The organism is Dickeya undicola, assembly GCF_000784735.1.
GTDB classification, from domain to species: domain Bacteria; phylum Pseudomonadota; class Gammaproteobacteria; order Enterobacterales; family Enterobacteriaceae; genus Dickeya; species Dickeya undicola.
The window spans coordinates 66,290-91,008 of the sequence record NZ_JSYG01000037.1; the positions used below are offsets into that span (position 1 = coordinate 66,290).

Annotated in this window: 25 protein-coding genes and 2 tRNA genes; 23 read left to right on the forward strand and 4 right to left on the reverse strand. The window is 52.1% G+C overall.

Features of this window, described 5'->3' with window-relative positions:
- Positions 1-7: 7 nt before the first annotated feature.
- Positions 8-289: a helix-turn-helix domain-containing protein gene (locus tag OB87_RS20085; protein ID WP_022632112.1), complete on the reverse strand. Its 282-nt coding sequence runs from the start codon at positions 287-289 to the stop codon at positions 8-10.
- A gap of 188 nt (positions 290-477) precedes the next feature.
- On the opposite strand from OB87_RS20085, the gene OB87_RS17410 reads away from it, so the two are divergent.
- Both OB87_RS17410 and OB87_RS17415 read left to right on the forward strand, forming a co-directional pair.
- Complete coding sequence (locus OB87_RS17410) at positions 478-864, forward strand: DNA-binding protein (RefSeq protein ID WP_033570672.1); 387 nt, start codon at positions 478-480, stop codon at positions 862-864.
- A 226-nt stretch (positions 865-1,090) separates the two neighbouring features.
- Positions 1,091-1,471 (forward strand): DNA-binding protein, encoded by a 381-nt coding sequence (locus tag OB87_RS17415; protein ID WP_033570744.1) that lies wholly within the window; start codon positions 1,091-1,093, stop codon positions 1,469-1,471.
- 1 nt (position 1,472) lies between these two features.
- Here the strand turns inward: OB87_RS17415 and ispB are convergent, their stop codons facing one another.
- Entirely contained in the window at positions 1,473-2,444 is a 972-nt protein-coding gene (gene ispB, locus OB87_RS17420; RefSeq protein ID WP_033570673.1) for an octaprenyl diphosphate synthase, read from the reverse strand.
- A gap of 260 nt (positions 2,445-2,704) precedes the next feature.
- On the opposite strand from ispB, the gene rplU reads away from it, so the two are divergent.
- The 4 genes from rplU to cgtA all read left to right on the forward strand — a co-directional run bounded on the left by rplU (position 2,705) and on the right by cgtA (position 5,792).
- Positions 2,705-3,016: a 50S ribosomal protein L21 gene (gene rplU, locus OB87_RS17425; RefSeq protein WP_016943772.1), complete on the forward strand. Its 312-nt coding sequence runs from the start codon at positions 2,705-2,707 to the stop codon at positions 3,014-3,016.
- 19 nt (positions 3,017-3,035) lie between these two features.
- Entirely contained in the window at positions 3,036-3,293 is a 258-nt protein-coding gene (gene rpmA / locus OB87_RS17430) for a 50S ribosomal protein L27 (protein WP_012771136.1), read from the forward strand.
- Positions 3,294-3,416: 123 nt separating this feature from the next.
- The gene (locus OB87_RS17435) at positions 3,417-4,361 is read left to right on the forward strand and encodes a DMT family transporter (RefSeq protein WP_033570674.1); all 945 of its coding nucleotides are present in this window, start codon (positions 3,417-3,419) and stop codon (positions 4,359-4,361) included.
- A gap of 255 nt (positions 4,362-4,616) precedes the next feature.
- On the forward strand, positions 4,617-5,792 hold the full coding sequence (cgtA, locus tag OB87_RS17440) for an Obg family GTPase CgtA (protein WP_033570675.1): 1,176 nt from the start codon (positions 4,617-4,619) through the stop codon (positions 5,790-5,792).
- Positions 5,793-5,896: 104 nt separating this feature from the next.
- On the opposite strand, the gene dacB is transcribed toward cgtA, so the two are convergent.
- Entirely contained in the window at positions 5,897-7,330 is a 1,434-nt protein-coding gene (gene dacB / locus OB87_RS17445; protein ID WP_033570676.1) for a serine-type D-Ala-D-Ala carboxypeptidase, read from the reverse strand.
- A gap of 216 nt (positions 7,331-7,546) precedes the next feature.
- Between dacB and greA the strand changes: the two genes are divergently transcribed.
- Complete coding sequence (gene greA / locus OB87_RS17450; protein ID WP_019843796.1) at positions 7,547-8,023, forward strand: transcription elongation factor GreA; 477 nt, start codon at positions 7,547-7,549, stop codon at positions 8,021-8,023.
- A gap of 125 nt (positions 8,024-8,148) precedes the next feature.
- Here the strand turns inward: greA and yhbY are convergent, their stop codons facing one another.
- On the reverse strand, positions 8,149-8,442 hold the full coding sequence (gene yhbY / locus OB87_RS17455; protein ID WP_033570677.1) for a ribosome assembly RNA-binding protein YhbY: 294 nt from the start codon (positions 8,440-8,442) through the stop codon (positions 8,149-8,151).
- A gap of 158 nt (positions 8,443-8,600) precedes the next feature.
- Between yhbY and rlmE the strand changes: the two genes are divergently transcribed.
- From rlmE to yrbN, 16 genes are all read left to right on the forward strand, one after another.
- Complete coding sequence (rlmE, locus tag OB87_RS17460; RefSeq protein WP_033570678.1) at positions 8,601-9,230, forward strand: 23S rRNA (uridine(2552)-2'-O)-methyltransferase RlmE; 630 nt, start codon at positions 8,601-8,603, stop codon at positions 9,228-9,230.
- 47 nt (positions 9,231-9,277) lie between these two features.
- Positions 9,278-11,230, forward strand: coding sequence for an ATP-dependent zinc metalloprotease FtsH (gene ftsH / locus OB87_RS17465; RefSeq protein ID WP_072025502.1), 1,953 nt, complete (start codon positions 9,278-9,280; stop codon positions 11,228-11,230).
- Positions 11,231-11,335: 105 nt separating this feature from the next.
- On the forward strand, positions 11,336-12,169 hold the full coding sequence (gene folP, locus OB87_RS17470) for a dihydropteroate synthase (protein WP_033570680.1): 834 nt from the start codon (positions 11,336-11,338) through the stop codon (positions 12,167-12,169).
- An 8-nt stretch (positions 12,170-12,177) separates the two neighbouring features.
- Positions 12,178-13,515 carry a phosphoglucosamine mutase gene (glmM, locus tag OB87_RS17475; RefSeq protein ID WP_033570681.1) on the forward strand — a complete coding sequence of 446 codons (1,338 nt, stop codon included), beginning with the start codon at positions 12,178-12,180 and terminating at the stop codon, positions 13,513-13,515.
- A gap of 296 nt (positions 13,516-13,811) precedes the next feature.
- Complete coding sequence (gene secG, locus OB87_RS17480; RefSeq protein ID WP_033570682.1) at positions 13,812-14,147, forward strand: preprotein translocase subunit SecG; 336 nt, start codon at positions 13,812-13,814, stop codon at positions 14,145-14,147.
- A gap of 56 nt (positions 14,148-14,203) precedes the next feature.
- Positions 14,204-14,290: transfer RNA gene (locus OB87_RS17485), tRNA-Leu, on the forward strand.
- 59 nt (positions 14,291-14,349) lie between these two features.
- Positions 14,350-14,426 (forward strand) — tRNA-Met (locus tag OB87_RS17490).
- A gap of 218 nt (positions 14,427-14,644) precedes the next feature.
- Positions 14,645-15,097, forward strand: a complete 453-nt coding sequence (rimP, locus tag OB87_RS17495) for a ribosome maturation factor RimP (RefSeq protein ID WP_033570745.1) — start codon at positions 14,645-14,647, stop codon at positions 15,095-15,097.
- Positions 15,098-15,118: 21 nt separating this feature from the next.
- Positions 15,119-16,609 carry a transcription termination factor NusA gene (gene nusA, locus OB87_RS17500; protein ID WP_033570683.1) on the forward strand — a complete coding sequence of 497 codons (1,491 nt, stop codon included), beginning with the start codon at positions 15,119-15,121 and terminating at the stop codon, positions 16,607-16,609.
- 25 nt (positions 16,610-16,634) lie between these two features.
- A complete protein-coding gene (gene infB, locus OB87_RS17505; protein ID WP_033570684.1) occupies positions 16,635-19,349 on the forward strand; it encodes a translation initiation factor IF-2 in 2,715 nt (904 codons plus the stop codon).
- Positions 19,350-19,423: 74 nt separating this feature from the next.
- The gene (rbfA, locus tag OB87_RS17510; RefSeq protein WP_033570685.1) at positions 19,424-19,825 is read left to right on the forward strand and encodes a 30S ribosome-binding factor RbfA; all 402 of its coding nucleotides are present in this window, start codon (positions 19,424-19,426) and stop codon (positions 19,823-19,825) included.
- Positions 19,825-20,781 (forward strand): tRNA pseudouridine(55) synthase TruB, encoded by a 957-nt coding sequence (gene truB / locus OB87_RS17515; RefSeq protein ID WP_033570686.1) that lies wholly within the window; start codon positions 19,825-19,827, stop codon positions 20,779-20,781. The genes rbfA and truB overlap by 1 nt, the downstream gene beginning before the upstream one ends.
- A 107-nt stretch (positions 20,782-20,888) precedes the next feature.
- The gene (gene rpsO / locus OB87_RS17520) at positions 20,889-21,158 is read left to right on the forward strand and encodes a 30S ribosomal protein S15 (RefSeq protein WP_012771120.1); all 270 of its coding nucleotides are present in this window, start codon (positions 20,889-20,891) and stop codon (positions 21,156-21,158) included.
- A gap of 250 nt (positions 21,159-21,408) precedes the next feature.
- A complete protein-coding gene (gene pnp, locus OB87_RS17525; RefSeq protein WP_033570746.1) occupies positions 21,409-23,529 on the forward strand; it encodes a polyribonucleotide nucleotidyltransferase in 2,121 nt (706 codons plus the stop codon).
- Between the two features lie 127 nt (positions 23,530-23,656).
- Positions 23,657-24,541 (forward strand): lipoprotein NlpI, encoded by an 885-nt coding sequence (gene nlpI, locus OB87_RS17530; protein WP_033570687.1) that lies wholly within the window; start codon positions 23,657-23,659, stop codon positions 24,539-24,541.
- 108 nt (positions 24,542-24,649) lie between these two features.
- A complete protein-coding gene (yrbN, locus tag OB87_RS21195; RefSeq protein WP_107760761.1) occupies positions 24,650-24,709 on the forward strand; it encodes a protein YrbN in 60 nt (19 codons plus the stop codon).
- Positions 24,710-24,719 lie beyond the last annotated feature (10 nt).

Sequence of the window (24,719 nt, forward strand, 5' to 3'; positions counted from 1 at the left end):
GTCAGTATTATTCGGATTGCGGATCAGACTGCGGGCGGATCAATTTTTTACGATCGAGCAGTTCTTGTGTTTCTGGATCGTAATAACGGCTTGGCCATATTTCCGATGGGTGAATACCCAAGGCGTCGGCTATTAACCATTCTCCCTTCGGCCATGGGCGAGATAAAGCATTTGCCAGCGTAGAAGAGCTTAACCCGGCTGCTCGTGATACGGCTGCGAGCGTTGTCCCTTTCTTTCTCAGTGCCGCAATAATATCGGCAGGATGCCAGTCATTTTTCCTTGAATTCATAATCCTTCCCTTATTGCTATTAAGACAACAGCGTATTAATGGTATAACTAACGGCTCATGGTGAATGGTTTCGCTAACCAAAAGCCATTATTTGGAAATAATATAGCACCAATTTCCTTAATATTTCCAAATTAATTTCCTAATGGATCTGAATAGGTAACGAGTATCACTATCGGGATGAAAAGGACATGAAAAAAGAGTGGTTTGCGACCAGCGAATTGGTTGGTATTGGCGGACTTCCTAAATCACGGCAAGGATTGAATAAGCGAGCCCGAGAAGATGGTTGGGAAAAGCGTCGCCGTAAAGGTGTACAGGGACGAGGGGTAGAATATTCTATCCATAGCTTGCCTCAGTCTGTTCAGCAAACACTGCTGATGCAGGAAACGTCAGGTGAATATTCGGCAAAGCCGTCCGACATGCTGTCAGTCTGGATCCAGATTTACCATCAGTTATCTGTCCCGGAACGGGAAAAACTGATTGCGCATATCATGCGTGAAGGTGTGTCTGCCACGCTGAAACAGCTGGGTCTTGCTAATACAGCAAGCGCGACTTTGATAAAAGATTTTTCTGATTAAGTGACTCAGCCATTCCCGATTTTCTGTATTGTGGAATGGCTTTCTCTTCTCATTTCCCCCATCTGATTTCTTTTCGAAGAGTTTTTCTGATCGTAATTAATACTCCCTTTAACACTATTGCATTAGTGGTTTGAATAAAATTGGTCTATTATATGGAAACGTAATTGCTGTTTTGGTCATCTGATTACGTATTCATATCAGGAACGAGATGAAAGGGAGAGTGATGATGGAAAAGGCATGGTTTACTACGAATGAATTATTAGGTGTGGCAGGGTTGCCAAAATCTCGCCAGGGGCTCAATAAAAGAGCGAAGGAACATGGCTGGGAGAAACGGCGTCGCAAAGGCGTTCAGGGTAAAGGCGTCGAATACGCGATCTGGAGCTTGCCGGAGGAGGTGAAAACCAGCCTCATGCAGGAAACCCCGCCCGACTACATCTACGCCGGAAGAGCGGCGACGGTTCAGGAGCATACCTGGATACAGATTTACCACCAGCTTTCCGTGGAAGAACGTACCCGGTTGATTGGACATATTCTGCGTGAAGGGGCGATGGGAATGCTGGCCCGCTTGGAAAGCGGGCCGCAGGAATACAAAAATAAAGGGGAATGACTCAGAAGTCGCGTTGTACCGCGAGATGAGCCAGACCTTCAAGCGCCGTGCGAAAATCACTGGCAGGCAGACACTGAAGCGCGGTAATGGCTTTGTCTGCTTCTTCTTCGGCTCTTTGTCGGGTGTAAGTCAAGGAGCCGCAGGATTGCATGGCTGCCAACACGGGCTCCAGCAAATGGCGCCCATTACCTTCCTCAATTGCCTGACGAATCATGGCGCGTTGTTCTTCGTTGCCGTGATGCATGGCGTGCAGCAACGGCAGTGTGGGTTTGCCTTCATTCAGATCGTCGCCGGTATTTTTTCCCAGCGTTTTGCCGTCGGCGCTGTAGTCGAGCAAGTCATCAATCAATTGGAAGGCGGTGCCGAGGTAGCGACCGTAATCCTGTAACGCCTGTTCCTGCTCGCTGCTGGCATCCGACAAAATGGCGGATGACTGCGCGGCTGCCTCGAACAGCCGGGCTGTCTTGCTGTAAATCACCCGCATGTAGCTGTCTTCGGTAATGTCCGGATCGTTGCAGTTCATGAGCTGGAGTACTTCACCTTCCGCAATGACGTTAACGGCGTCGGACATCACCGACATGACACGCAGCGAAGCCAGACTGGTCATCATCTGAAATGCACGGGTATAAATAAAGTCGCCTACCAGCACACTGGCGGCATTGCCGAAGGCGGCGTTTGCCGTGGCTTTTCCCCGACGCATATCGGATTCGTCTACGACATCGTCATGAAGGAGCGTTGCGGTGTGGATGAATTCAATCAGCGCGGCAACGGAAATGTGTTTGTCACCCTGGTAGTTCAGCGCTCTGGCGGTTAATACCGCAATCATAGGTCGGATACGCTTGCCACCACCGCTGATGATGTAATTTCCTAACTGATTGATCAGGACAACGTCGGAGTTGAGCTGATCCAGTATGGTCTGGTTGACGGCGGCCATATCCTGTGCGCTTAACGCTGTGATTTGCTCTAAGTTCATTGTTTCTGCCAGCTGATTGCTTCTGTTTCTGCCGTGAAAATGCTGATGGTGTCGGCACTGAAAAGGGGAACGTTAGGGCTGATTGTACTTGAAAAACGGCGCAGATAAACGGCAGTTCATGGGTTGTATCCTTTTTCTTCACATTGATTGATTCTAGGCTTGTCATCAGTGGGTTTTTTGCGTAGAATTCGCGCCCTATTGTGAATATTTATAGCGCGCTTCACATCATTCAAAGAAGCACGCGGAAAGCGGAGTTTTATATGTACGCAGTTTTCCAAAGTGGTGGTAAACAACACCGAGTAAGCGAAGGCCAGACCGTTCGCTTGGAAAAGCTGGACATCGCAACCGGTGAAGCTGTTGAGTTTGACCAGGTTCTGATGGTTGCCAATGGTGAAGATGTCAAAATCGGCGTTCCTTTCGTCGATGGTGGCAAAATCAAGGCTGAAGTTGTTGCTCACGGCCGTGGCGAGAAAGTTAAAATCGTTAAGTTTCGTCGCCGTAAACACTACCGTAAGCAGGCTGGCCACCGTCAGTGGTTCACTGACGTGAAAATCACCGGCATCAGCGCTTAAGTTCTAGGAGAGCGGATTAATGGCACACAAAAAAGCTGGCGGTTCTACTCGTAACGGCCGCGACTCAGAAAGCAAACGTCTTGGCGTAAAACGCTTCGGCGGTGAATCAGTTCTGGCTGGCAGCATCATCGTTCGTCAACGTGGCACCAAGTTCCACGCTGGCAGCAACGTAGGCTGCGGTAAAGACCACACCCTGTTTGCTCTGTCTGACGGTAAAGTCAAATTCGAAGTTAAAGGCCCGAACAACCGTAAATATATCAGCATCGTCGCTGAGTAATTTCTCGGTATCAGGTTGAATAATAAAGCCCTGCAACTTGTTGCAGGGCTTTTTACATTTGCGCGGTGCACAATATAGAGATACGCGCACAATACAGAAATCGATAAAAGAACAGGTAATGTGATGAAACAGAATGCTGTCATCGGATTTTGTCTGGCGCTGACTACCGCCATATGTTGGGGGGCGCTGCCAATCGCGATGAAACAGGTTCTGGTTGCGATGGAGCCTTATACCATCGTCTGGTATCGCTTTTTGATCGCATCTGTTGGACTGTGGGTTTTCCTGTACAGCAAAAAAGCATTGCCAACACTACGGATATTTGATCATCAGCGGTGGTGGATCCTGCTGTTGATCGCTACCGGTGGGTTGCTGGGCAATTTCGTGCTGTTCAGTTCATCTTTGCAATATCTGAGCCCGACGGCGTCGCAAGTGATCGGACAGTTGTCGACGGTGGGGTTGATGGTTGCCAGCGTTGTGATCCTCAAAGAGAAGATGCGGGTGACCCAAATCATCGGTGCCGGGATACTGATTTGCGGATTACTGATGTTTTTCAACAATAGCCTGGTGGAGCTTTTTACCCGGCTGACGGATTACACCTTCGGGATATTGCTGGGTGTGGCGGCGTCCACGGTATGGGTGGCCTATGGTGTGGCGCAAAAGGTGTTACTGCGTCGTCTGACTTCGCAACAACTGCTTTTTTTGCTGTATATGCTCTGTGTTCTATTTATTACCCCGTTGGCAAAACCGGGTGTGATTTTCCAACTCACTGGCTGGCAACTGGCTTGTTTGCTGTTTTGTGGTGCGAATACGCTGGTGGGATACGGGGCGCTGGCGGAGGCCATGGCGCGCTGGCAGGCTGCGCAGGTGAGTACCATCATCACAATGACGCCATTGTTTACGCTGCTTTTTTCGGATTTATTGTCAATGGCCTGGCCTTCGGTATTTGCCGCACCGGCCCTCAATCTGCTGGGGTACATTGGCGCTTTTGTCGTGGTGAGTGGTGCCATGTTTTCTGCGATTGGGCATCGGCTGATCACATTAAAGCGCAACAAGCGCCCGATGGTTTGATGAGGCAGGCGGATACGCTGAATAAGAAGTGGCAAAGCGAATCAGGGCTGATTATTTTTAATACAGGTGAAATCCTTTCGCCAAGCAGGTACAATCAGCGCCCTTTTATCGGAACGGTTCTGATGCGTCGGTTTTTCAGTGGCAGGTGACATACTGCGGTTATCTGTCATCAACCCAATTCGTTGAGCCAAAGAGAACCAATAAATTATTCAAACGCGTCGGTCATTCTCTATTGGTTTTTTGCGGAGACAGTTCATGAAGTTTGTAGATGAAGCCACCATTCTGGTGGTGGCGGGTGACGGTGGCAACGGCTGTGTTAGCTTCCGTCGTGAAAAATATATTCCCAATGGCGGGCCTGACGGCGGTGACGGCGGTGACGGCGGTGACGTCTACCTGCTGGCGGATGAAAACCTTAATACCTTGATTGACTACCGCTTTGAGAAAAGCTTCCGTGCGGAACGTGGCCAGAATGGTCAAAGCCGTGACTGCACCGGCAAGCGCGGCAAAGATATCACCATCAAGGTTCCTGTTGGTACGCGTGTGCTGGATAAAAGCACGGGTGAAGTACTGGGCGACATGACTCGCAATCAACAGAAGTTGATGGTCGCTAAAGGGGGATGGCATGGCCTGGGTAATACCCGTTTCAAATCCTCCGTTAACCGTGCGCCGCGACAGAAAACCAGCGGTACGCCAGGCGAAGAGCGTGAGTTGATGTTGGAGCTGTTGCTGCTGGCGGATGTCGGTATGCTGGGCCTACCGAATGCCGGGAAATCAACGTTTATTCGAGCGGTGTCGGCTGCTAAGCCGAAGGTGGCGGATTATCCGTTTACCACGTTGGTGCCGAGCCTGGGCGTGGTGCGGATGGACAGCGAGAAGAGCTTCGTGGTGGCGGATATCCCTGGGCTTATCGAAGGTGCGTCTGAGGGGGCTGGGCTGGGCATTCGTTTTCTGAAGCATCTGGAGCGTTGCCGCGTGCTGCTGCATCTGATCGACCTGGCACCGATCGATGAATCTGATCCGATCGAAAATGCCAAAGTGATCGTTAATGAATTGCAGCAATACAGCGCGTCTCTGGCGGAAAAACCGCGCTGGCTGGTATTCAACAAGGTTGATCTGCTGGAGAAAGGCGAAGCAGAAAAACGTGCGAAAGCGATCGCAGCCGCACTTGGCTGGGAAGGTCAGTATTACCTGATTTCTGCAGCCAATCGGGAAGGGGTAAATGCCCTGTGCTGGGATGTGATGAATTTCCTCGATACTCAGCCGAAAGCGTTGGCGGAAGTTGAGAACAAAGCGCCTGAGAAAGTCGACTTCATGTGGGATGATTACCACCGTGAGCAGTTGGAAGCCGCTGAGGCGGAAGCTGAAGAGGAGTGGGATGACGACTGGGATGAAGATGACGACGAAGGTGTTGAAATCATTTACCAGCGTTAATCGCCATCAGGCCATCTGAGTGGTGGCCAAAAGAAAAATTTGCTTGTTAGTTGTGTATGTTTCCCTTATCCGCTGAGCAGATAAGGGAATTTTTTATTTTTCAGCTAGTTGTTTTGGTATATGTCTTTGTAAACGCGGCTTTCGAAACGAACCAGCGGAATGCGACGTTCTTTTTGATCTTCTGGTGGAACCGCGTAACCGGAAAGATACTGTACAAAGGCCATTCGCTGGCCGCTGGCGGTAGTGATAAAGCCTGCCAGGTTGTACACTCCTTGCAACGCGCCCGTTTTGGCCGAGACTTTTCCATCAAGCCCAGCCTCATGCAGACCTGCACGATAGCGCAATGTCCCGTCATAGCCTGCCAGCGGCAGCATCTTAATGTAATTCAACTCATTATCGTGTTGAGCAATATACTGTAGCACCTGCATCATGGTTGCTGGTGATATCAGGTTATGTCTGGATAAGCCCGAGCCGTCGACGATGATGGTGTTGCCCAGGTCGATTCCTGCTTTCTGACGTAGGATCTGGCGAACGGCGTCAGCACCAGCACGCCAGGTTCCTGGGACCTTGAAACGTTCATGCCCGATGGTGCGAAATACCGTATCGGCAATCATGTTGTCCGATTTTTTCAGCATGGTGGTTAGCAGTTCATGCAACGGTTCCGATTCGGTTTGCGCCAATACGGTGCCCGGAGCGCCAGGCAGTGATTGTCGACGCAGACTGCCGATGACGCGGATGTCTGCCTGCTGTAATTCGTCTTTCACGATCGCACCGGCGTAACTGGCACCATCCTGTATGGCGAACGCCAGTGGTAACGGTTCGGCACGTTGTGTCAGGCAGCCAGTAACGGTAAAGCGATTGAGTTCACCTGGTACGACATCCAACTCGCAATACTGAGCGTCCGGTGAGCCTTTCGCCAGAGTACGAACCTCGCTGAACATCTGCACCGGATAATAGGAGGCGACGCGAATAAATGCGTTATCGCCTGCTTTGGGGGCGCTGTAGAGTGAGATGGAAAAACAGTTTTTGTCGACAATCGCGGCAGCAGGCGGTGCACTGAAACATTGTGTCATATCGTTCCAGGGCCAGCCGGGCGCTTTGTCGTGGCTGGCGAATACGGATGTATCGATCAGGACGTCACCGCTGATTTCCCGAATTCCCCGTTTCTTGAGTTCCTGTACCATGTTACGGAGTTGCTGTCGTTTCAGCGATGGATCGCCGCTGAAACGCACCGCCAGATTACCGCGTAGCACCCCGTTGGCGATCGTACCGGTGCTTTCCATCGTGGTGACGAAACGGTAATCCGGCCCCAGTTGCAACAACGCCGCCAGCGCAGTGATCACTTTCTGCGTACTGGCAGGTAGCGCCATCTGCTGGCTGTGATAATCGACAGTCGGGGTAGATGCTCCGATTTTTTGCACCACCAGTGCCAGATTGGCTCCATCGGGCAGGTATTTGGTGTACTCGTCAATGGGGGCAGCATTGGCCTGTAGGACAACCGCGCAGGCAAAACCGGTCAGAATCGATGAAAAACGCATAATCTCAATTAAGTACAGGGTAACGTGGTGGTCATACTACGGCGCATCAAGGGATAAAGTAAACGATGACCCTGGTGGAACTCTGGGGTAAAATGCGTATCAAAATGCAAAAACGCGTCTGGCCTGGAAGGAATGTTCCGGGCGAGGCTATTTTTGTTTAAATTGTCAGGATGACGGTAACGTGAGCCGTACGGATTTTTTAGAGGTAGTGACGATATGAAACAATTTCCGATGACGTTGCGTGGTGCTGAAAAGTTACGCGAGGAGCTGGACTTCCTGAAGTCGGTGCGTCGGCCCGAAATTATTGCAGCGATTGCCGAGGCACGTGAGCACGGTGATTTGAAGGAAAATGCGGAATACCATGCCGCTCGTGAACAGCAAGGATTCTGTGAAGGTCGGATTCAGGAAATTGAAGCCAAACTGTCTAATGCTCAGGTGATTGATGTCACCAAGATGGCGGCGAACGGCCGTGTGATTTTTGGCGCTACAGTAACCGTGATGAACCTGGATACTGAAGAAGAACAAACCTACCGCATCGTAGGTGACGACGAAGCCGACTTTAAGCAGAACCTCATCTCTGTCAACTCGCCGATTGCGCGGGGACTGATAGGCAAGGAAGAGGATGATGTGGTAACAATCAGCACCCCAGGCGGGGTCGTAGAATACGAGATCCTGAAAGTGGAATATCTCTAATTCCTATTGACTGGCAAGGTGCCAGCCCCGATTGTAAAGAAAGGAAAAAGGCCGATATCGGCCTTTTTTCTCACCAGCAGGTCATGGAACCTTGCCGGGAAACAGGGTAACCTGAATCAAAAATGTTAACGCGGCAACACAATCTTGCGTTCTTTTGACGCACGATAGAGTACCAGAGTGTGGCCGATGACCTGGACATTGCTGGCACCGGTTTCGCGCAAAATGGCTTCGACAATCAGGCCTTTGGTTTCACGATCCTCAGCGGCGATTTTCACCTTGATCAGTTCGTGATGTTCCAGAGATTGCTCGATTTCAGCCAAAACGCCTTCAGTGAGGCCGTTATTGCCCAGCATGACGACTGGCTTTAACGGATGAGCCAGGCCTTTCAGGTGCTGTTTTTGTTTGTTACTCAGATTCATTGTCTTTTTTGCTTAGGTTGGGATTGAAAACGGGTCATTCTACCGCCATCTCATGATTATCACCAATCCGGCTATGCAGATTGGTTGTCATTGGGACGTTTTGCCCGCCGCGGACACTTAATTAACACTAGTTAGAAAAAATCATAGTTGGAAAATCGATGGCTAACAAAAAGCGTTCTGCAAGTTCCAGTCGCTGGTTGCAGGAACACTTTAGCGATAAATATGTACAGCAGGCGCAGAAAAAAGGGCTTCGCTCGCGTGCTTGGTTTAAACTTGATGAAATACAGCAGACTGACCGGTTGTTCAAACCCGGCATGACCGTGGTGGATCTTGGCGCAGCGCCAGGCGGATGGTCCCAGTATGTTGTGAGTCAGATTGGTGGAAAAGGGCGCATTATCGCGTGCGATCTTTTACCGATGGATCCTATTGTTGGAGTCGATTTCCTTCAAGGGGATTTCCGTGATGAATTAGTGCTCAAAACCCTGCTGGAACGGGTTGGAGACGAGAAGGTTCAGGTGGTGATGTCCGACATGGCCCCGAACATGAGCGGTACACCGGCGGTGGATATTCCCCGCGCCATGTATCTGGTGGAACTTGCGCTGGACATGTGTCGGGATATATTAGCGCCCGGTGGCAGTTTCGTAGTGAAAGTATTTCAGGGCGTGGGCTTCGATGAGTATCTGCGAGAGATTCGCTCCCTGTTTACGACGGTGAAGATTCGTAAGCCAGATGCCTCGCGAGCCCGGTCCCGTGAGGTGTACATTGTAGCGACAGGTCGTAAACTGTAGTACCCTGACGCTATTTTTTAACACAGTTGTAATATGAGGTTAATCCCTTGAGTGACATGGCGAAAAACCTGATTCTCTGGTTGGTCATCGCGGTCGTGCTGATGTCCGTATTCCAGAGCTTTGGGCCCAGCGAGTCGAATGGCCGTAGGGTGGATTATTCAACCTTTTTGACTGAAGTGAATCAGGATCAGGTCCGTGAAGCGCGTATCAACGGGCGCGAGATCAATGTTGTCAAAAAAGACAGCAGCCGCTACACCACGTACATCCCTGTCAACGATCCTAAACTGCTGGATAACCTTCTGACCAAAAATGTGAAAGTGGTTGGCGAGCCGCCGGAAGAACCGAGCCTGCTGGCTTCGATCTTCATTTCCTGGTTCCCAATGCTGTTGCTGATTGGTGTCTGGATTTTCTTCATGCGCCAGATGCAGGGCGGAGGCGGCAAGGGTGCCATGTCTTTTGGTAAAAGCAAGGCACGGATGCTGACGGAAGATCAGATTAAAACCACGTTCGCCGATGTGGCGGGCTGTGATGAAGCCAAAGAAGAAGTTGCCGAGCTGGTTGAGTACCTACGCGAGCCGAGCCGCTTTCAGAAACTGGGCGGTAAAATTCCGAAAGGCGTGCTGATGGTTGGCCCGCCAGGGACCGGTAAAACCTTGCTGGCGAAAGCTATTGCCGGTGAAGCGAAAGTGCCGTTTTTCACCATTTCCGGTTCTGACTTCGTAGAAATGTTTGTGGGCGTCGGTGCTTCTCGTGTGCGTGACATGTTCGAGCAAGCCAAGAAAGCGGCACCCTGCATCATCTTTATCGATGAAATCGACGCCGTGGGCCGCCAACGTGGCGCGGGCTTGGGCGGTGGTCATGACGAACGTGAGCAGACGCTGAACCAGATGTTGGTTGAGATGGATGGGTTTGAAGGCAACGAAGGCATTATCGTTATCGCCGCGACTAACCGTCCTGACGTGCTGGACCCAGCGCTGCTGCGTCCCGGTCGTTTTGACCGCCAGGTGGTGGTCGGTTTGCCGGATGTCCGTGGCCGTGAGCAGATTCTGAAAGTCCACATGCGTCGCGTACCGCTGTCGCCGGATATTGACGCTTCTGTTATCGCACGCGGCACGCCGGGCTTTTCCGGTGCAGATTTGGCTAACCTGGTGAACGAAGCGGCGTTATTTGCAGCTCGCGGTAACCGTCGTGTGGTTTCGATGGTGGAGTTCGAGAAAGCCAAGGACAAAATCATGATGGGGGCGGAACGCCGCTCTATGGTGATGACCGAAGCACAGAAAGAATCGACCGCTTATCACGAAGCGGGCCATGCGATTATTGGTCGTCTGGTGCCAGAGCACGATCCGGTGCATAAGGTGACGATCATTCCGCGTGGCCGTGCTCTGGGTGTGACGTTCTTCCTGCCTGAAGGCGATGCGATCAGCGCCAGCCGTCAGAAACTGGAAAGCCAGATCTCTACACTGTACGGTGGCCGTCTGGCTGAAGAAATCATCTACGGATCCGAGCATGTTTCTACTGGTGCTTCCAACGACATCAAAGTGGCAACGTCCATCGCCCGCAACATGGTGACGCAATGGGGCTTCTCAGAAAAGCTGGGGCCATTGCTGTATGCGGAAGAAGAAGGTGAAGTGTTCCTCGGCCGTTCTGTAGCCAAAGCTAAGCATATGTCGGATGAAACGGCGCGAATCATCGATCAGGAAGTGAAGGCGTTGATTGAACGTAACTACCAGCGTGCCCGCGAATTGCTGATGGCTAATATGGACATTCTGCATTCGATGAAGGACGCGCTGATGAAATATGAAACGATCGATGCGCCGCAAATTGATGACTTGATGTCGCGTAAAGATGTTCGCCCGCCAGCGGGTTGGGAAGAGCCAACTTCCGGTAATAACTCTTCGTCGTCTGACAATGGTGGGGCTCCCAAGGCACCGACGCCGGTGGATGAACCTCATGCGCCGACACCGGGTAATACCATGTCCGGGCCTTTGAACGACAAGTAATGGTATGGCGGCCTTTAGTGGGCCAACGCTTCCCTCCAACCCCGGCTTGCCGGGGTTTTTTACTCCGGTAGGGAATGCGGGTTAGACGAATGTGGGAAGCAAAACATGAAATTGAATGCTCGTGGATCAACGCTGGATCTCTCCTGCCCCCAGGTTATGGGGATTTTGAATGTAACCCCGGATTCTTTTTCTGACGGTGGTAAACACAACACACTGAATGCGGCTTTGATCCATGCTGAGCAGATGATTTCTGCCGGAGCCACTTTTATTGATGTGGGCGGCGAGTCTACCCGGCCAGGTGCAGATGAAGTTAGCACCAATGAAGAGTTGGATCGGGTTGTTCCGGTGGTGGAAGCATTGGCACAACGCTTTGAAACCTGGATTTCGGTGGATACGTCCAAACCTGAAGTGATTACCGCCTGTGCCGAGGTCGGTGCACATCTGATCAACGATATTCGTGCGCTCAGAGAACCGGGAGCACTGGAGGCGGCCGCGGCCACTGGTCTTCCCGTGTGCCTGATGCACATGCAAGGCCTGCCCAGAACCATGCAACATACGCCGCATTATGACGATGTAGTAGGTGAGGTTTCGGCATTTTTTGAGCATCATATTGCCCGTTGTGTCGCAGTTGGGATTCCACGTGACCAGTTATTGCTGGATCCGGGATTCGGCTTCGGCAAAAATCTGCAACATAATTATCGGTTGCTTGGACACCTGGAAGAATTACACCGTTTCGGTTTGCCGTTACTGGTTGGTATGTCCAGAAAAACCATGATTGGACAATTGCTGGGTGTTCCGCCGCTTGAACGGGTTTATGGCAGCGTGGCATGTGCGGTTATTGCTGCTATGAAAGGCGCTCATATTATCCGTGTCCATGATGTAAAAGCGACGGTGGATGCAATACGTGTAGTTGAAGCAACTCTATCAGCGAAGGAATAACAACAATTATGAGTAGCCGCAAATATTTTGGCACTGACGGTATTCGGGGCAAGGTAGGTGATCTGCCGATTACGCCTGATTTTGTATTGAAACTAGGATGGGCCGCTGGAAAAGTTCTGGCACGTCATGGTTCCAAAAAAATTATTATTGGCAAAGATACTCGTATTTCCGGCTATATGCTGGAGTCTGCGCTTGAGGCCGGACTGGCAGCGGCTGGCTTGTCTGCATCGTTTACCGGGCCTATGCCAACCCCCGCAGTGGCTTATCTGACCCGCACTTTTCGTGCTGAAGCCGGGATCGTGATTTCGGCGTCACATAACCCCTACTACGATAACGGTATCAAGTTCTTCTCGATTGACGGCACCAAGTTGCCGGATGAAGTAGAAGAGGCGATCGAAGCAGAAATGGAAAAGCCATTGACCTGTGTCGAGTCCGCCGAATTAGGTAAGGCGAACCGTATCGTTGATGCCGCCGGGCGCTATATCGAATTTTGTAAAGGCACGTTTCCCAGTGAGCTGAGCCTCAGCGGACTTAAAATCGTGGTGGATTGCGCTAATGGCGCGACCTACCATATCGCACCTAGCGTATTGCGTGAATTAGGCGCCAGGGTGATTGCCATTGGTTGTGAGCCTGATGGCATGAATATCAATGAACAGTGCGGAGCGACTGACGTCACGCAGTTACAGGCGCGTGTACTGTCTGAAAAAGCGGATGTCGGTCTGGCATTTGATGGTGATGGTGATCGTCTGATTATGGTTGATCACCAGGGCAATAAAGTCGATGGCGATCAGATCCTGTACATTATTGCACGCGAAGCGTTACGGCAGGGACAACTGCGTGGTGGGGCAGTTGGCACATTGATGAGTAACATGGGGCTGGAGCTGGCGTTAAAACAGTTAGGCGTCCCATTTGCTCGTGCCAAGGTCGGAGATCGCTACGTGTTGGAGTTGATGCAGACAAAAGGCTGGCGTCTGGGGGCGGAAAACTCCGGTCACGTTATCCTGTTGGATAAAACCACCACTGGTGATGGCGTTATCGCAGGCTTGCAGGTACTGACAGCGATGGTCCGCAATCATATGAGCCTGCATGACCTGTGCAGCGGCATGAAGCTCTTTCCGCAAATACTGGTCAATGTGCACTTCTCTGGAGAAGGCGACCCACTGGAAAGCGAGTTGGTGAAACAGGCCACGCAAGCTGTGGAAGAGCAATTGGCCGGTCGTGGCCGGGTACTACTGCGTAAATCAGGTACTGAACCCTTGATCCGGGTAATGGTGGAAGGGGAAGACGAAGTGACCGTTACGCAGATGGCAAACCGCATTGCTGATGCGGTAAAAGCGGCTGGTTAAGGGCAGAATCATGTGCTGGCCGAGTGACGGAGGCGATGCCGTCACTCGGCGTGACAGGTATGAATGCTTGTGTAATCAGTCGGCTAGCCAGTATTTTCTAATCTTTTCTTTCCTGTCGCTGATTTTTTCCTCAATCAGCGGCTTGGCACCAAATTACCCTTGCGCACGTCCAATGCTTTAGTTAGTATTCAGACCCGCTTTGTAGGGGAGTTACCTCTCCTGGCGGGTAGTCGCGGGTAAGCCGCAAGAATTAGTGATGCCTTACCAGTTGGTGGGGACAAATAACAGGTACGACTATGTACGAAGCTCTTCTGATAATTTTCCTGATTGTAGCGATTGGCCTGGTTGGTCTGATCATGCTGCAGCAGGGTAAAGGTGCAGATATGGGAGCGTCGTTCGGAGCAGGGGCTTCCGCTACCTTGTTTGGTTCGAGCGGATCCGGCAATTTCATGACCCGAATGACGGCGCTGTTTGCCACGCTGTTTTTCGTACTCAGCCTGATTCTGGGGAATATGAGTTCCGACCACAGCAAGAAAGGCAGCGAGTGGGAAAACCTGAACCAGCCAGCTGCGACCGAGAAAGCAGAGCAGTCGAAAGCACCGGCTGCACCGTCGAGCGATATTCCTAAATAATCGCGGGCGTTTCATCAGCAGGTAAACGCCGCTGATGATAAAAAAGCAATTGTGATGCCGAGGTGGTGGAATTGGTAGACACGCTACCTTGAGGTGGTAGTGCCCGATTGGGCTTACGGGTTCAAGTCCCGTCCTCGGTACCAATCCTATAGATAACTTGCATTTTCGAAGTTGTCAGCGTAGTATTTGCCACGTTTTCGGACGCGGGGTGGAGCAGCTTGGTAGCTCGTCGGGCTCATAACCCGAAGGTCGTCGGTTCAAATCCGGCCCCCGCAACCACTTAACTTCTCTGAAAAGTTTTTTTTCAAATAAACTGTATTGCATCAAGCGCGTTATCTACGGTGAATTCTGAAAGAATACTTGATGGTAGTTATGCCGCAGCAGTTTGCGGTAAATAGGGTCCAGTTGCACAAAGCCCCGATATATCGGGGTTTTTTGTTATCTGACAGCAGAATTACTGGGCTATTAAGCCCTTTTTTTATGTCTTGGGGGTGGGCTTGTCCACATTAGAACAAAAGTTAACAGAGATGATTTCGGCACCTGTTGAAGCCCTGGGCTATGAGCTGGTGGGCATTGAGTTCATTCGGGGACGCCAGTCGACACTGCGAATCTATATTGATAGTGAAGATGGCATCACTGTTGATGATTGTGCTGATGTTAGCCACCAGGTCAGTGCGGTACTGGATGTTGAGGATCCCATATCCGTTGCCTATAACCTGGAAGTGTCGTCGCCGGGCCTGGAACGGCCGCTCTTTACCGCAGCGCATTACGAGCGTTTTATCGGTGAAGAAGTTAGCCTGGTGCTGCGCATGGCGGTGCAGAATCGCCGTAAGTGGCAGGGCATCATCAAGTCCGTTGAGGGCGAAATGATCACTGTAACAGTGGAAGGCAAAGATGAAGTGTTCGCGCTGAGCAATATCCAGAAGGCGAACCTGGTACCCCACTTTTAAAGTTTGGATGAGGCAACTAGGATGAATAAAGAGATTCTGGCTGTTGTTGAAGCGGTTTCTAATGAGAAAGCCGTGCCGCGCGAAAAGATTTTTGAAGCGCTGGAGACTGCACTGGCGACAGCGACCAAGAAAAAATACGAGCAGGAGATTGATGTTCGTGTCTGTATCGATCGCAAAACCGGCGATTTCGATACTTTCCGTCGTTGGCAGGCTGTCAACGAAGTCACCCAGCCGACACGTGAAATCACGCTGGAAGCGGCGCAATTCGAAGAGCCGGGTATCGAGCTGGGCGGCTACATTGAAGATCAGATCGAGTCTGTCACTTTTGACCGCATCACTACTCAGACTGCCAAGCAGGTTATCGTACAGAAAGTGCGTGAAGCTGAGCGTGCCATGGTGGTTGATCAGTTCCGTGAACAGGAAGGCGAAATTGTCACCGGTGTGGTGAAAAAAGTTAACCGCGATAACATCTCGCTGGATCTGGGTAGCAATGCTGAAGCCGTGATTGGTCGTGAAGACATGCTGCCGCGTGAGAACTTCCGACCGGGCGACCGTATTCGTGGCGTATTGTATGCCGTTCGTCCGGAGGCGCGCGGAGCACAGCTGTTCGTGAGTCGTTCCCGCCCTGAAATGCTGATCGAATTGTTCCGTATCGAAGTGCCGGAAATCGGCGAAGAAGTTATTGAGATCAAAGCCGCAGCCCGTGATCCGGGTTCTCGCGCCAAGATCGCGGTCAAAACCAATGATAAGCGTATTGATCCGGTCGGTGCCTGTGTGGGGATGCGCGGTGCGCGTGTTCAGGCGGTATCCAGCGAGCTAGGTGGTGAGCGTATCGATATCGTGCTGTGGGATGATAATCCGGCACAATTTGTCATTAATGCTATGGCACCTGCCGATGTGGCGTCCATCGTGGTCGATGAAGACAAGCACACTATGGACATCGCAGTTGAAGCAGGCAATCTGGCGCAGGCTATCGGCCGCAACGGTCAGAACGTTCGCCTGGCTTCTCAGCTGAGTGGCTGGGAACTGAACGTGATGACAATTGAAGACCTGCAGGCGAAACACCAGGCAGAAGCACATGCCGCCATCGATATTTTCACCAAGCACCTGGATATTGATGAAGAGTTCGCAACGGCGCTGGTTGAAGAAGGTTTCTCCTCGCTGGAAGAACTGGCTTATGTCCCTATGCATGAGTTGCAGGAGATCGATGGTCTGGATGAAGAAACCATCGAAGCGCTGCGTGAGCGGGCGAAAGCGGCGTTGACCACGCTGGCTCTGGCGAATGAAGAAAACCGCGGCAGTGGTCAGCCTGCGGAAGATTTGCTCAATTTATCTGGTCTGTCCCGTGAGCTGGCGTTTAAACTGGCCGCGCGCGGTGTTTGCACGCTGGAAGATCTTGCTGAGCAGGGCGTCGACGATCTGGCAGATATTGAAGGGCTTGATGAAACGCAAGCCGGCGAGCTGATTATGGCTGCACGTAATATCTGTTGGTTTGGTGGCAGTAACGAATAACGAACTGTAGCAGGAAAGGAACAGCATGACAGATGTAACCCTAAAATCACTGGCCGCAGAGATCCAGACGCCGGTTGACCGCCTGATACAGCAGTTTGCTGATGCGGGAATCACCAAGTCTGCGTCGGACTCTGTGACTCAGAATGAGAAAGAAACACTGCTGGCACACCTGAACCGTGATCGCGGCGGTGCGCCGGGAAAATTGACACTGCAGCGTAAAACACGTAGCACTTTAAATATCCCCAGCACCGGTGGTAAGAGTAAATCGGTGCAGATTGAAGTCCGCAAGAAGCGTACCTATGTAAAACGCGATCCTCTCGACGAGCAGCAGGCGGCGGCAGAGGAAGAGCAGGCACGGCGTGAAGCGGAAGAACAGGCGCAGCGCGCAGCCGAAGAGCAAGCCAAACGTGAGGCCGAAGAAAAGGCCAAACGTGAGGAAGAAGATAAGGCAAAGCGCGCTGTTGCTGAAGAGCAAGCCAAACGTGAGGCCGCTGAAAAAGCTAAGCGTGACGTAGCGGAAAAAGAGAAAGTGAGCAACCAACAAAACGATAGTATGACTAAACCAGCTCAGGCTGAGAAAGCGCGTCGCGAAGCGGAAGCGGCTGAGCTCAAGCGTAAGGCGGAAGAATCGGCTCGTCGTAAGGTCGAGGAAGAAGCTCGTCGTATCGCAGAAGAGGCTCGCCGTATGGCAGAAGAAAATGCCGGACGCTGGGAAAAAGAAGGCAGTGAAGTAACCGAAGACGCCGATTATCACGTAACCACCTCTCATCACGCTCGTGAAGCGGAAGATGAGAATGATCGTCAGGTCGAAGGTGGTCGCGGTCGCGGTCGCGGCAGCAAAGTAGCCAAACAGAAGAAAGGCAATCGCCTGTCTGAGTCGAAAGCTGATCGTGAAGAAGCCCGTGCGGTGACTCGCGGCGGCAAAGGCAAACGTAAGCCGAGTACGCTGCAACAAGGCTTTAATAAGCCGGTACAGGCGGTTAACCGCGATGTGGTCATCGGCGAAACGATTACTGTAGCTGAGCTGGCGAACAAGATGGCCGTCAAAGGTTCTCAGGTCATCAAGGCGATGATGAAGCTGGGCGCGATGGCTACCATCAACCAGGTTATCGATCAGGAAACCGCGCAGCTGGTAGCGGAAGAAATGGGTCATAAGGTGATCCTGCGCCGTGAAAACGAGCTGGAAGAAGCGGTAATGAGCGATCGTGATACCGGTTTGTCCTCAGCCGAATCGCGTGCGCCGGTAGTGACCATTATGGGTCACGTTGACCACGGTAAAACCTCGTTGCTGGACTACATCCGCTCCACCAAGGTAGCGGCTGGCGAAGCCGGTGGTATTACCCAGCATATCGGTGCTTATCATGTCGAAACTGACAACGGCATGATTACCTTCCTGGATACGCCGGGGCACGCCGCGTTTACCGCCATGCGTGCGCGCGGTGCACAGGCGACCGATATCGTGGTGCTGGTAGTAGCTGCTGATGACGGCGTGATGCCGCAGACCATCGAAGCTGTTCAACATGCCAAGGCTGCCAAAGTACCGGTGGTGGTTGCTGTGAACAAAATCGACAAACCGGAAGCCGATCCAGATCGCGTTAAAAACGAACTGTCTCAATACGGCATCATGCCGGAAGAGTGGGGTGGTGAATCGCAGTTTGTGCATGTATCCGCCAAAAGCGGTGAAGGCATCGATGAACTGCTGGAAGCCATTTTGCTGCAAGCCGAAGTTCTGGAACTGAAAGCCATTCGCAGCGGCATGGCCAGCGGCGTGGTGATCGAGTCCTTCCTGGACAAAGGCCGTGGTCCGGTTGCCAGCGTGCTGGTACGCGAAGGTACATTGAACAAGGGCGACATCGTTCTGTGTGGCTTCGAATATGGCCGCGTGCGTGCTATGCGTGACGAACTGGGTCGTGAAATTACCGAAGCTGGTCCGTCTATTCCGGTGGAAATCCTGGGTCTGTCCGGTGTACCGGCGGCGGGTGACGAAGCGACTGTAGTGCGTGACGAGAAGAAAGCTCGTGAAGTAGCACTTTACCGTCAAGGTAAGTTCCGTGAAGTGAAGCTGGCGCGTCAGCAGAAATCCAAGCTGGAAAACATGTTCGCCAACATGACCGAAGGCGAAATTTCCGAGCTGAACATTGTGATGAAAGCCGATGTTCAAGGCTCTGTGGAAGCGATTTCCGATTCGTTGCAGAAACTCTCCACCGACGAAGTCAAAGTCAAGATTGTGGGTTCCGGCGTGGGTGGGATCACCGAAACCGATGCCACTCTGGCTGCGGCATCCAACGCGATCATCCTTGGCTTTAACGTGCGTGCGGATGCCTCTGCCCGTCGCATCGTTGAGGCAGAAGGTCTGGATCTGCGTTACTACTCCGTCATCTATGACCTGATCGACGAAGTGAAGCAGGCCATGAGCGGTATGCTGGCACCGGAATACAAGCAGGAAATTATCGGCCTGGCGGAAGTGCGCGATGTGTTCAAGTCACCGAAGTTTGGCGCAATTGCCGGTTGTATGGTGACCGAAGGTGTGGTGAAACGTCACAACCCAATCCGCGTGCTGCGTGACAACGTAGTTATCTTTGAAGGCGAGCTGGAATCCCTGCGCCGCTTCAAAGACGACGTTAACGAAGTCCGTAATGGTATGGAATGTGGTATCGGTGTGAAGAACTACAATGACGTTCGCACGGGTGATGTGATCGAAGTGTTTGAAACTATTGAGATCAAACGCACCATCGATTGATACGTGCAGTAACGTACTTGATGTTTTCATGCTGGGGGGCCGAGTGCCCCCCGATTTTTCTCTAAGGATTCATCATGGCAAAAGAATTCAGCCGCACGCAGCGTGTGGCTCAGGAAATGCAAAAAGAAATCGCCATTATCATTCAGCGTGAAGTGAAAGATCCGCGTGTGGGCATGGCGACGGTATCCGGCGTGGAAGTGTCACGCGATTTGGCTTACGCCAAAGTGTTTGTGACCTTTCTGAATGACAACGAACCGGAGCAGGTCAAAGCCGGAGTGAAGGCGTTGCAGGATGCGTCTGGTTTTATCCGTATGTTGTTAGGCAAGGCCATGCGTCTGCGTGTTGTGCCGGAACTGACCTTCGCCTATGACAACTCTCTGGTAGAAGGGATGCGGATGTCTAATCTGGTGACCAACGTGGTCAGACGTGATGCGGAACGTCGTACCCCTGCCGCAGATGATGAGCAGGAGGGGTAATGTCGCGTCCTCGTCGCCGCGGCCGGGATATCCACGGTGTTTTGCTGCTGGATAAACCGCAAGGAGCATCGTCTAACGATGTGCTGCAGAAGGTAAAACGCCTCTTTAATGCCAATAAAGCCGGGCATACCGGCGCGCTGGACCCGCTGGCAACCGGCATGTTGCCGATATGCCTGGGTGAAGCGACCAAGTTTTCCCAGTACCTGCTGGATGCCGATAAGCGTTATCGGGTGATTGCCCGTCTGGGGCAGCGCACAGATACTTCGGATGCCGATGGCAATGTTATCCAGGAACGTCCGGTAACCTTTACCCATGACCTGCTGATGCAGGCGCTGGACAGTTTCCGCGGAGATACCCAACAGGTGCCGTCAATGTATTCCGCATTGAAACATCAGGGCCGCCCGCTGTATGAGTATGCGCGTCAGGGGCTGGTGGTGCCGCGTGAAGCTCGTGATATCACCGTATATGAGTTGCTGTTTATCCGCTGGGAAGGGGATGAACTGGAGCTGGAAATTCATTGCTCCAAGGGAACTTACATCCGCACCATCATTGATGATCTGGGCGAGAAACTGGGGTGTGGTGCCCATGTTATTTACCTGCGCCGTTTGCAGGTGGCAACTTACCCGATCGAGCGGATGGTGACTCTGGAGCAGTTGCAGGCGTTGCGTGAACAGGCGGAAGCGCAGGCGCAGCCGATCGGTGAATTGCTGGATGTGCTGCTGTTGCCGATGGATACCGCCGTGCAGGCATTTCCGGAGGTTAATCTGACGCCGGTGGTGGCGGGGTATCTCAAACTGGGGCAGGCGGTACGAGCCGCAACTACACCAGCTAACGGTATGGTGCGCATCACCGAGGGTGACGAACACCGCTTTATTGGCATGGGGGAAATCGATGACGAGGGGCGGGTCGCGCCGCGTCGTCTGGTAGTAGAAAACCCTGTGCCGACGGATGTCTGAGCGCCTTGCGATTAGATGGCGCTGAGAGTAAAATAGCGCGGCTTAAATACTGGGCGGCTGAATTAGAGATCGGCGCCTGTTCTATCTATAATATTTTGGAGTAAATCATGTCTCTAAGCGTTGAAGCAAAAGCGAAAATTGTTGCGGAATTTGGTCGTGGTACGAATGACAGCGGTTCTACCGAAGTTCAGGTTGCTCTGCTGACTGCTCAGATTAACCATCTGCAGGGTCACTTTGCTGAGCACAAAAAAGATCACCACAGCCGCCGCGGTCTGCTGCGTATGGTTTCTCAGCGTCGTAAGCTGCTGGACTACCTGAAGCGTAAAGATCTGGCACGCTACACCACCCTGATTGAACGTCTGGGTCTGCGTCGCTAATTCGACGAGTTTCAGGAGAAAGGGGCCTCTTTGGGCCCCTTTCTTCTAGGAAGTGCCAGCAAAACAGAGTAATGTATTGCTGTTGTGAATATGATCCGTTATTACAGCGATTCGCGCGGCTAATGAGAGGCTTTATCTGTGGTGTCAGATGAAGGTTGTCATTAGTCGCGAGGATGTAATGCGCGGGTCGGATACTAACTGGTGTGCCGTATCAGGGATATGGCGCACGCCTCTGGTAAAGGACAGTATTTTGCTTAATCCGATCGTTCGTAAATTCCAGTACGGCCAGCATACCGTGACACTGGAAACCGGCATGATGGCGCGTCAAGCCACTGCCGCTGTGATGGTTAGCATGGATGACACCGCGGTATTTGTAACCGTGGTTGGTGCCAAGCAGGCCAAACCGGGTCAGGACTTTTTCCCGCTGACCGTTAACTATCAAGAGCGTACCTACGCTGCTGGCCGTATTCCCGGTGGTTTCTTCCGTCGTGAAGGCCGTCCAAGCGAAGGCGAAACGCTGATTTCCCGTCTGATCGACCGTCCGATTCGCCCGTTGTTCCCAGATGGTTTTGTTAATGAAGTACAGGTTATCGCCACTGTCGTTTCCGTTAACCCGCAGGTTAACCCGGATATCGTCGCCATGATCGGTGCTTCCGCTGCGCTGAGTCTGTCCGGTATTCCGTTCAACGGCCCGATTGGTGCGGCTCGCGTGGGTTACATCAACGACCAGTATGTGCTGAACCCGACTACCGAAGAACTGAAAACCAGCCGTCTGGATCTGGTGGTTGCCGGTACTGAAGGCGCGGTATTGATGGTTGAATCTGAAGCGGATCTGCTGAGCGAAGATCAGATGCTGGGTGCGGTCGTGTTCGGTCACGATCAACAGCAGGTGGTTATCGAGAACATCAAGTCGCTGACGGCGGAAGCTGGCAAGCCGAAGTGGAACTGGCAGGCACCGGAAGTTAATGTTGAACTGCACAACCGTGTGCAGGCGCTGTCTGAAGCCCGTCTGGGCGATGCCTATCGCATCACCGAAAAACAAGAGCGTTACGCACAGGTTGATGTCATCAAGTCTGACGTGGTTGCCGCTCTGCTGGCAGAAGACGACACGCTGGACGAAAATGAACTGCGCGATATTCTCGGCAGCATCGAGAAGAATGTGGTGCGTAGCCGCGTTCTGCGTGGCGAGCCGCGTATCGACGGCCGTGAAAAAGACATGATCCGCGGTCTGGACGTGCGCACTGGTGTGCTGCCGCGTACCCACGGTTCCGCACTGTTCACCCGTGGTGAAACTCAGGCGCTGGTGACCGCGACGCTGGGTACTGAGCGTGACGCACAGATCATTGATGAGCTGACCGGCGAACGTACCGATCGTTTCCTGCTGCACTACAACTTCCCGCCGTACTCCGTGGGCGAAACCGGTATGGTCGGCTCGCCGAAACGCCGCGAAATCGGTCATGGTCGTCTGGCTAAACGTGGTGTGCTGGCGGTGATGCCGAAACCGGAAGCCTTCCCGTACACCGTGCGTGTGGTATCCGAAATCACCGAGTCCAACGGTTCCTCTTCTATGGCGTCCGTGTGTGGTGCGTCATTGGCGCTGATGGATGCTGGTGTGCCGATCAAGGCTGCCGTTGCCGGTATCGCGATGGGTCTGGTGAAAGAAGGCGACAACTTCGTGGTTCTGTCTGACATTCTGGGTGACGAAGACCACCTGGGCGACATGGACTTCAAAGTAGCTGGTAGCCGTGAAGGCGTTACCGCGCTGCAGATGGATATCAAAATCGAAGGTATTACCCGCGAAATCATGCAGGTTGCCCTGAATCAAGCCAAAGGTGCACGTCTGCACATTCTGGGCGTGATGGAGCAGGCTATCAGCTCACCGCGTGGCGATATCTCTGAATTCGCACCGCGTATTCATACCATCAAGATCAGCACTGACAAGATCAAAGATGTGATCGGTAAAGGTGGTTCGGTGATCCGCGCGTTGACCGAAGAAACCGGTACGACTATCGAGATCGAAGATGACGGTACGGTGAAAATCGCATCGACTGACGGCGAAAAAGCGAAACATGCTATTCGTCGTATCGAAGAGATCACCGCTGAAATTGAAGTGGGCCGTATCTATCAGGGCAAAGTGACCCGTATCGTTGACTTTGGTGCCTTTGTTGCTATCGGCGGCGGTAAAGAAGGTCTGGTACATATTTCTCAGATCGCTGACAAGCGTGTTGAGAAAGTGACCGACTATCTGCAGATGGGCCAGGAAGTACCAGTCAAGGTACTGGAAGTGGACCGTCAGGGTCGTATCCGTTTGAGCATAAAAGAAGCAAATGCTCAATCTCAGGAAACTGTTCAGGTTTCCGAGGAAGAATAATAGCGGATAATCGATTGGCAGCTCCTTACGATGTGAAGGAGCTGCGTGTATTATAAGGAACGGATATCCTTATGCTGAGCAGTCGGGGACAGGATGTTCATCCAATGTTTGTCTTCGGGAGTGGGAAATGAAGCCTTTCTTGCGCTGGTGTTATGTTGCGACAGCAATTATGCTGGCAGGATGCAGCAACACGGATTGGCGCAAAGATGCATTGCTGGCTGTACCATTGCAGCCAACGCTGCAGCAGGAAGTCATCCTGGCGCGCATGGAGCAGATCCTTGCAAGCCGGGCAATTACTCCCGATGAACGAGCACAGCTGTTATATGAGCGCGGAGTGCTGTATGATAGCCTCGGGTTACGGGCGTTGGCGCGAAATGATTTTTCACAAGCGCTTTCCATCCGTCCCGATATGCCGGAAGTGTTTAACTATCTCGGCATTTACTTGACGCAGGCAGGCAATTTTGATGCTGCCTATGAAGCGTTTGATTCTGTATTAGAGCTTGATCCAACTTACAATTATGCGCGTTTGAATCGGGGCATCGCTTTGTACTACGGCGGTCGCTACCTGTTGGCGCAGGATGATCTGCTAGCGTTTTATCGCGACGATCCTAATGATCCTTTCCGTTCCCTGTGGCTTTACCTGGTGGAGAGAGAAATCAATCCCGAGAAGGCCAAATCAGCGTTGAAAGAACGCTATGAAGGGGCAAAGAAAGGTGTGTGGGGATGGACGATTGTCGAATTCTACCTGGGCAACATCAACGAAAAAGTGTTGATGCAGCGTGTGCAGGAAGAAGCTAAGGATAACACTTCGCTCGCCGAGCATCTCAGTGAAACTGACTTCTATTTAGGTAAGCACTACCTAAGTCTGGGGGACAAGAACACCGCCGAGGCGTTGTTCAAGCTGACGGTTGCTAACAATGTTCACAATTTTGTTGAGCACCGCTATGCATTGTTGGAATTGGCGCAGTTAGGCCAAGAGCAAGACGACCTATCAGGATCGGACCAGCAATAGCTGACGAACACCTTTCAGCCTGAAATCATGATGATTTCTTCATCGCCTTAACGGGCGAGGCTTTTTTGTTCGCTTTTTAATCCAATTTGAGCCGGTTCACACTTTTCAATGAAAATGATTGAGTATTTTCTCGACAAGTTATGTAGACTGGCCGCCATTTTGAAGTGAGGCAAAGTTT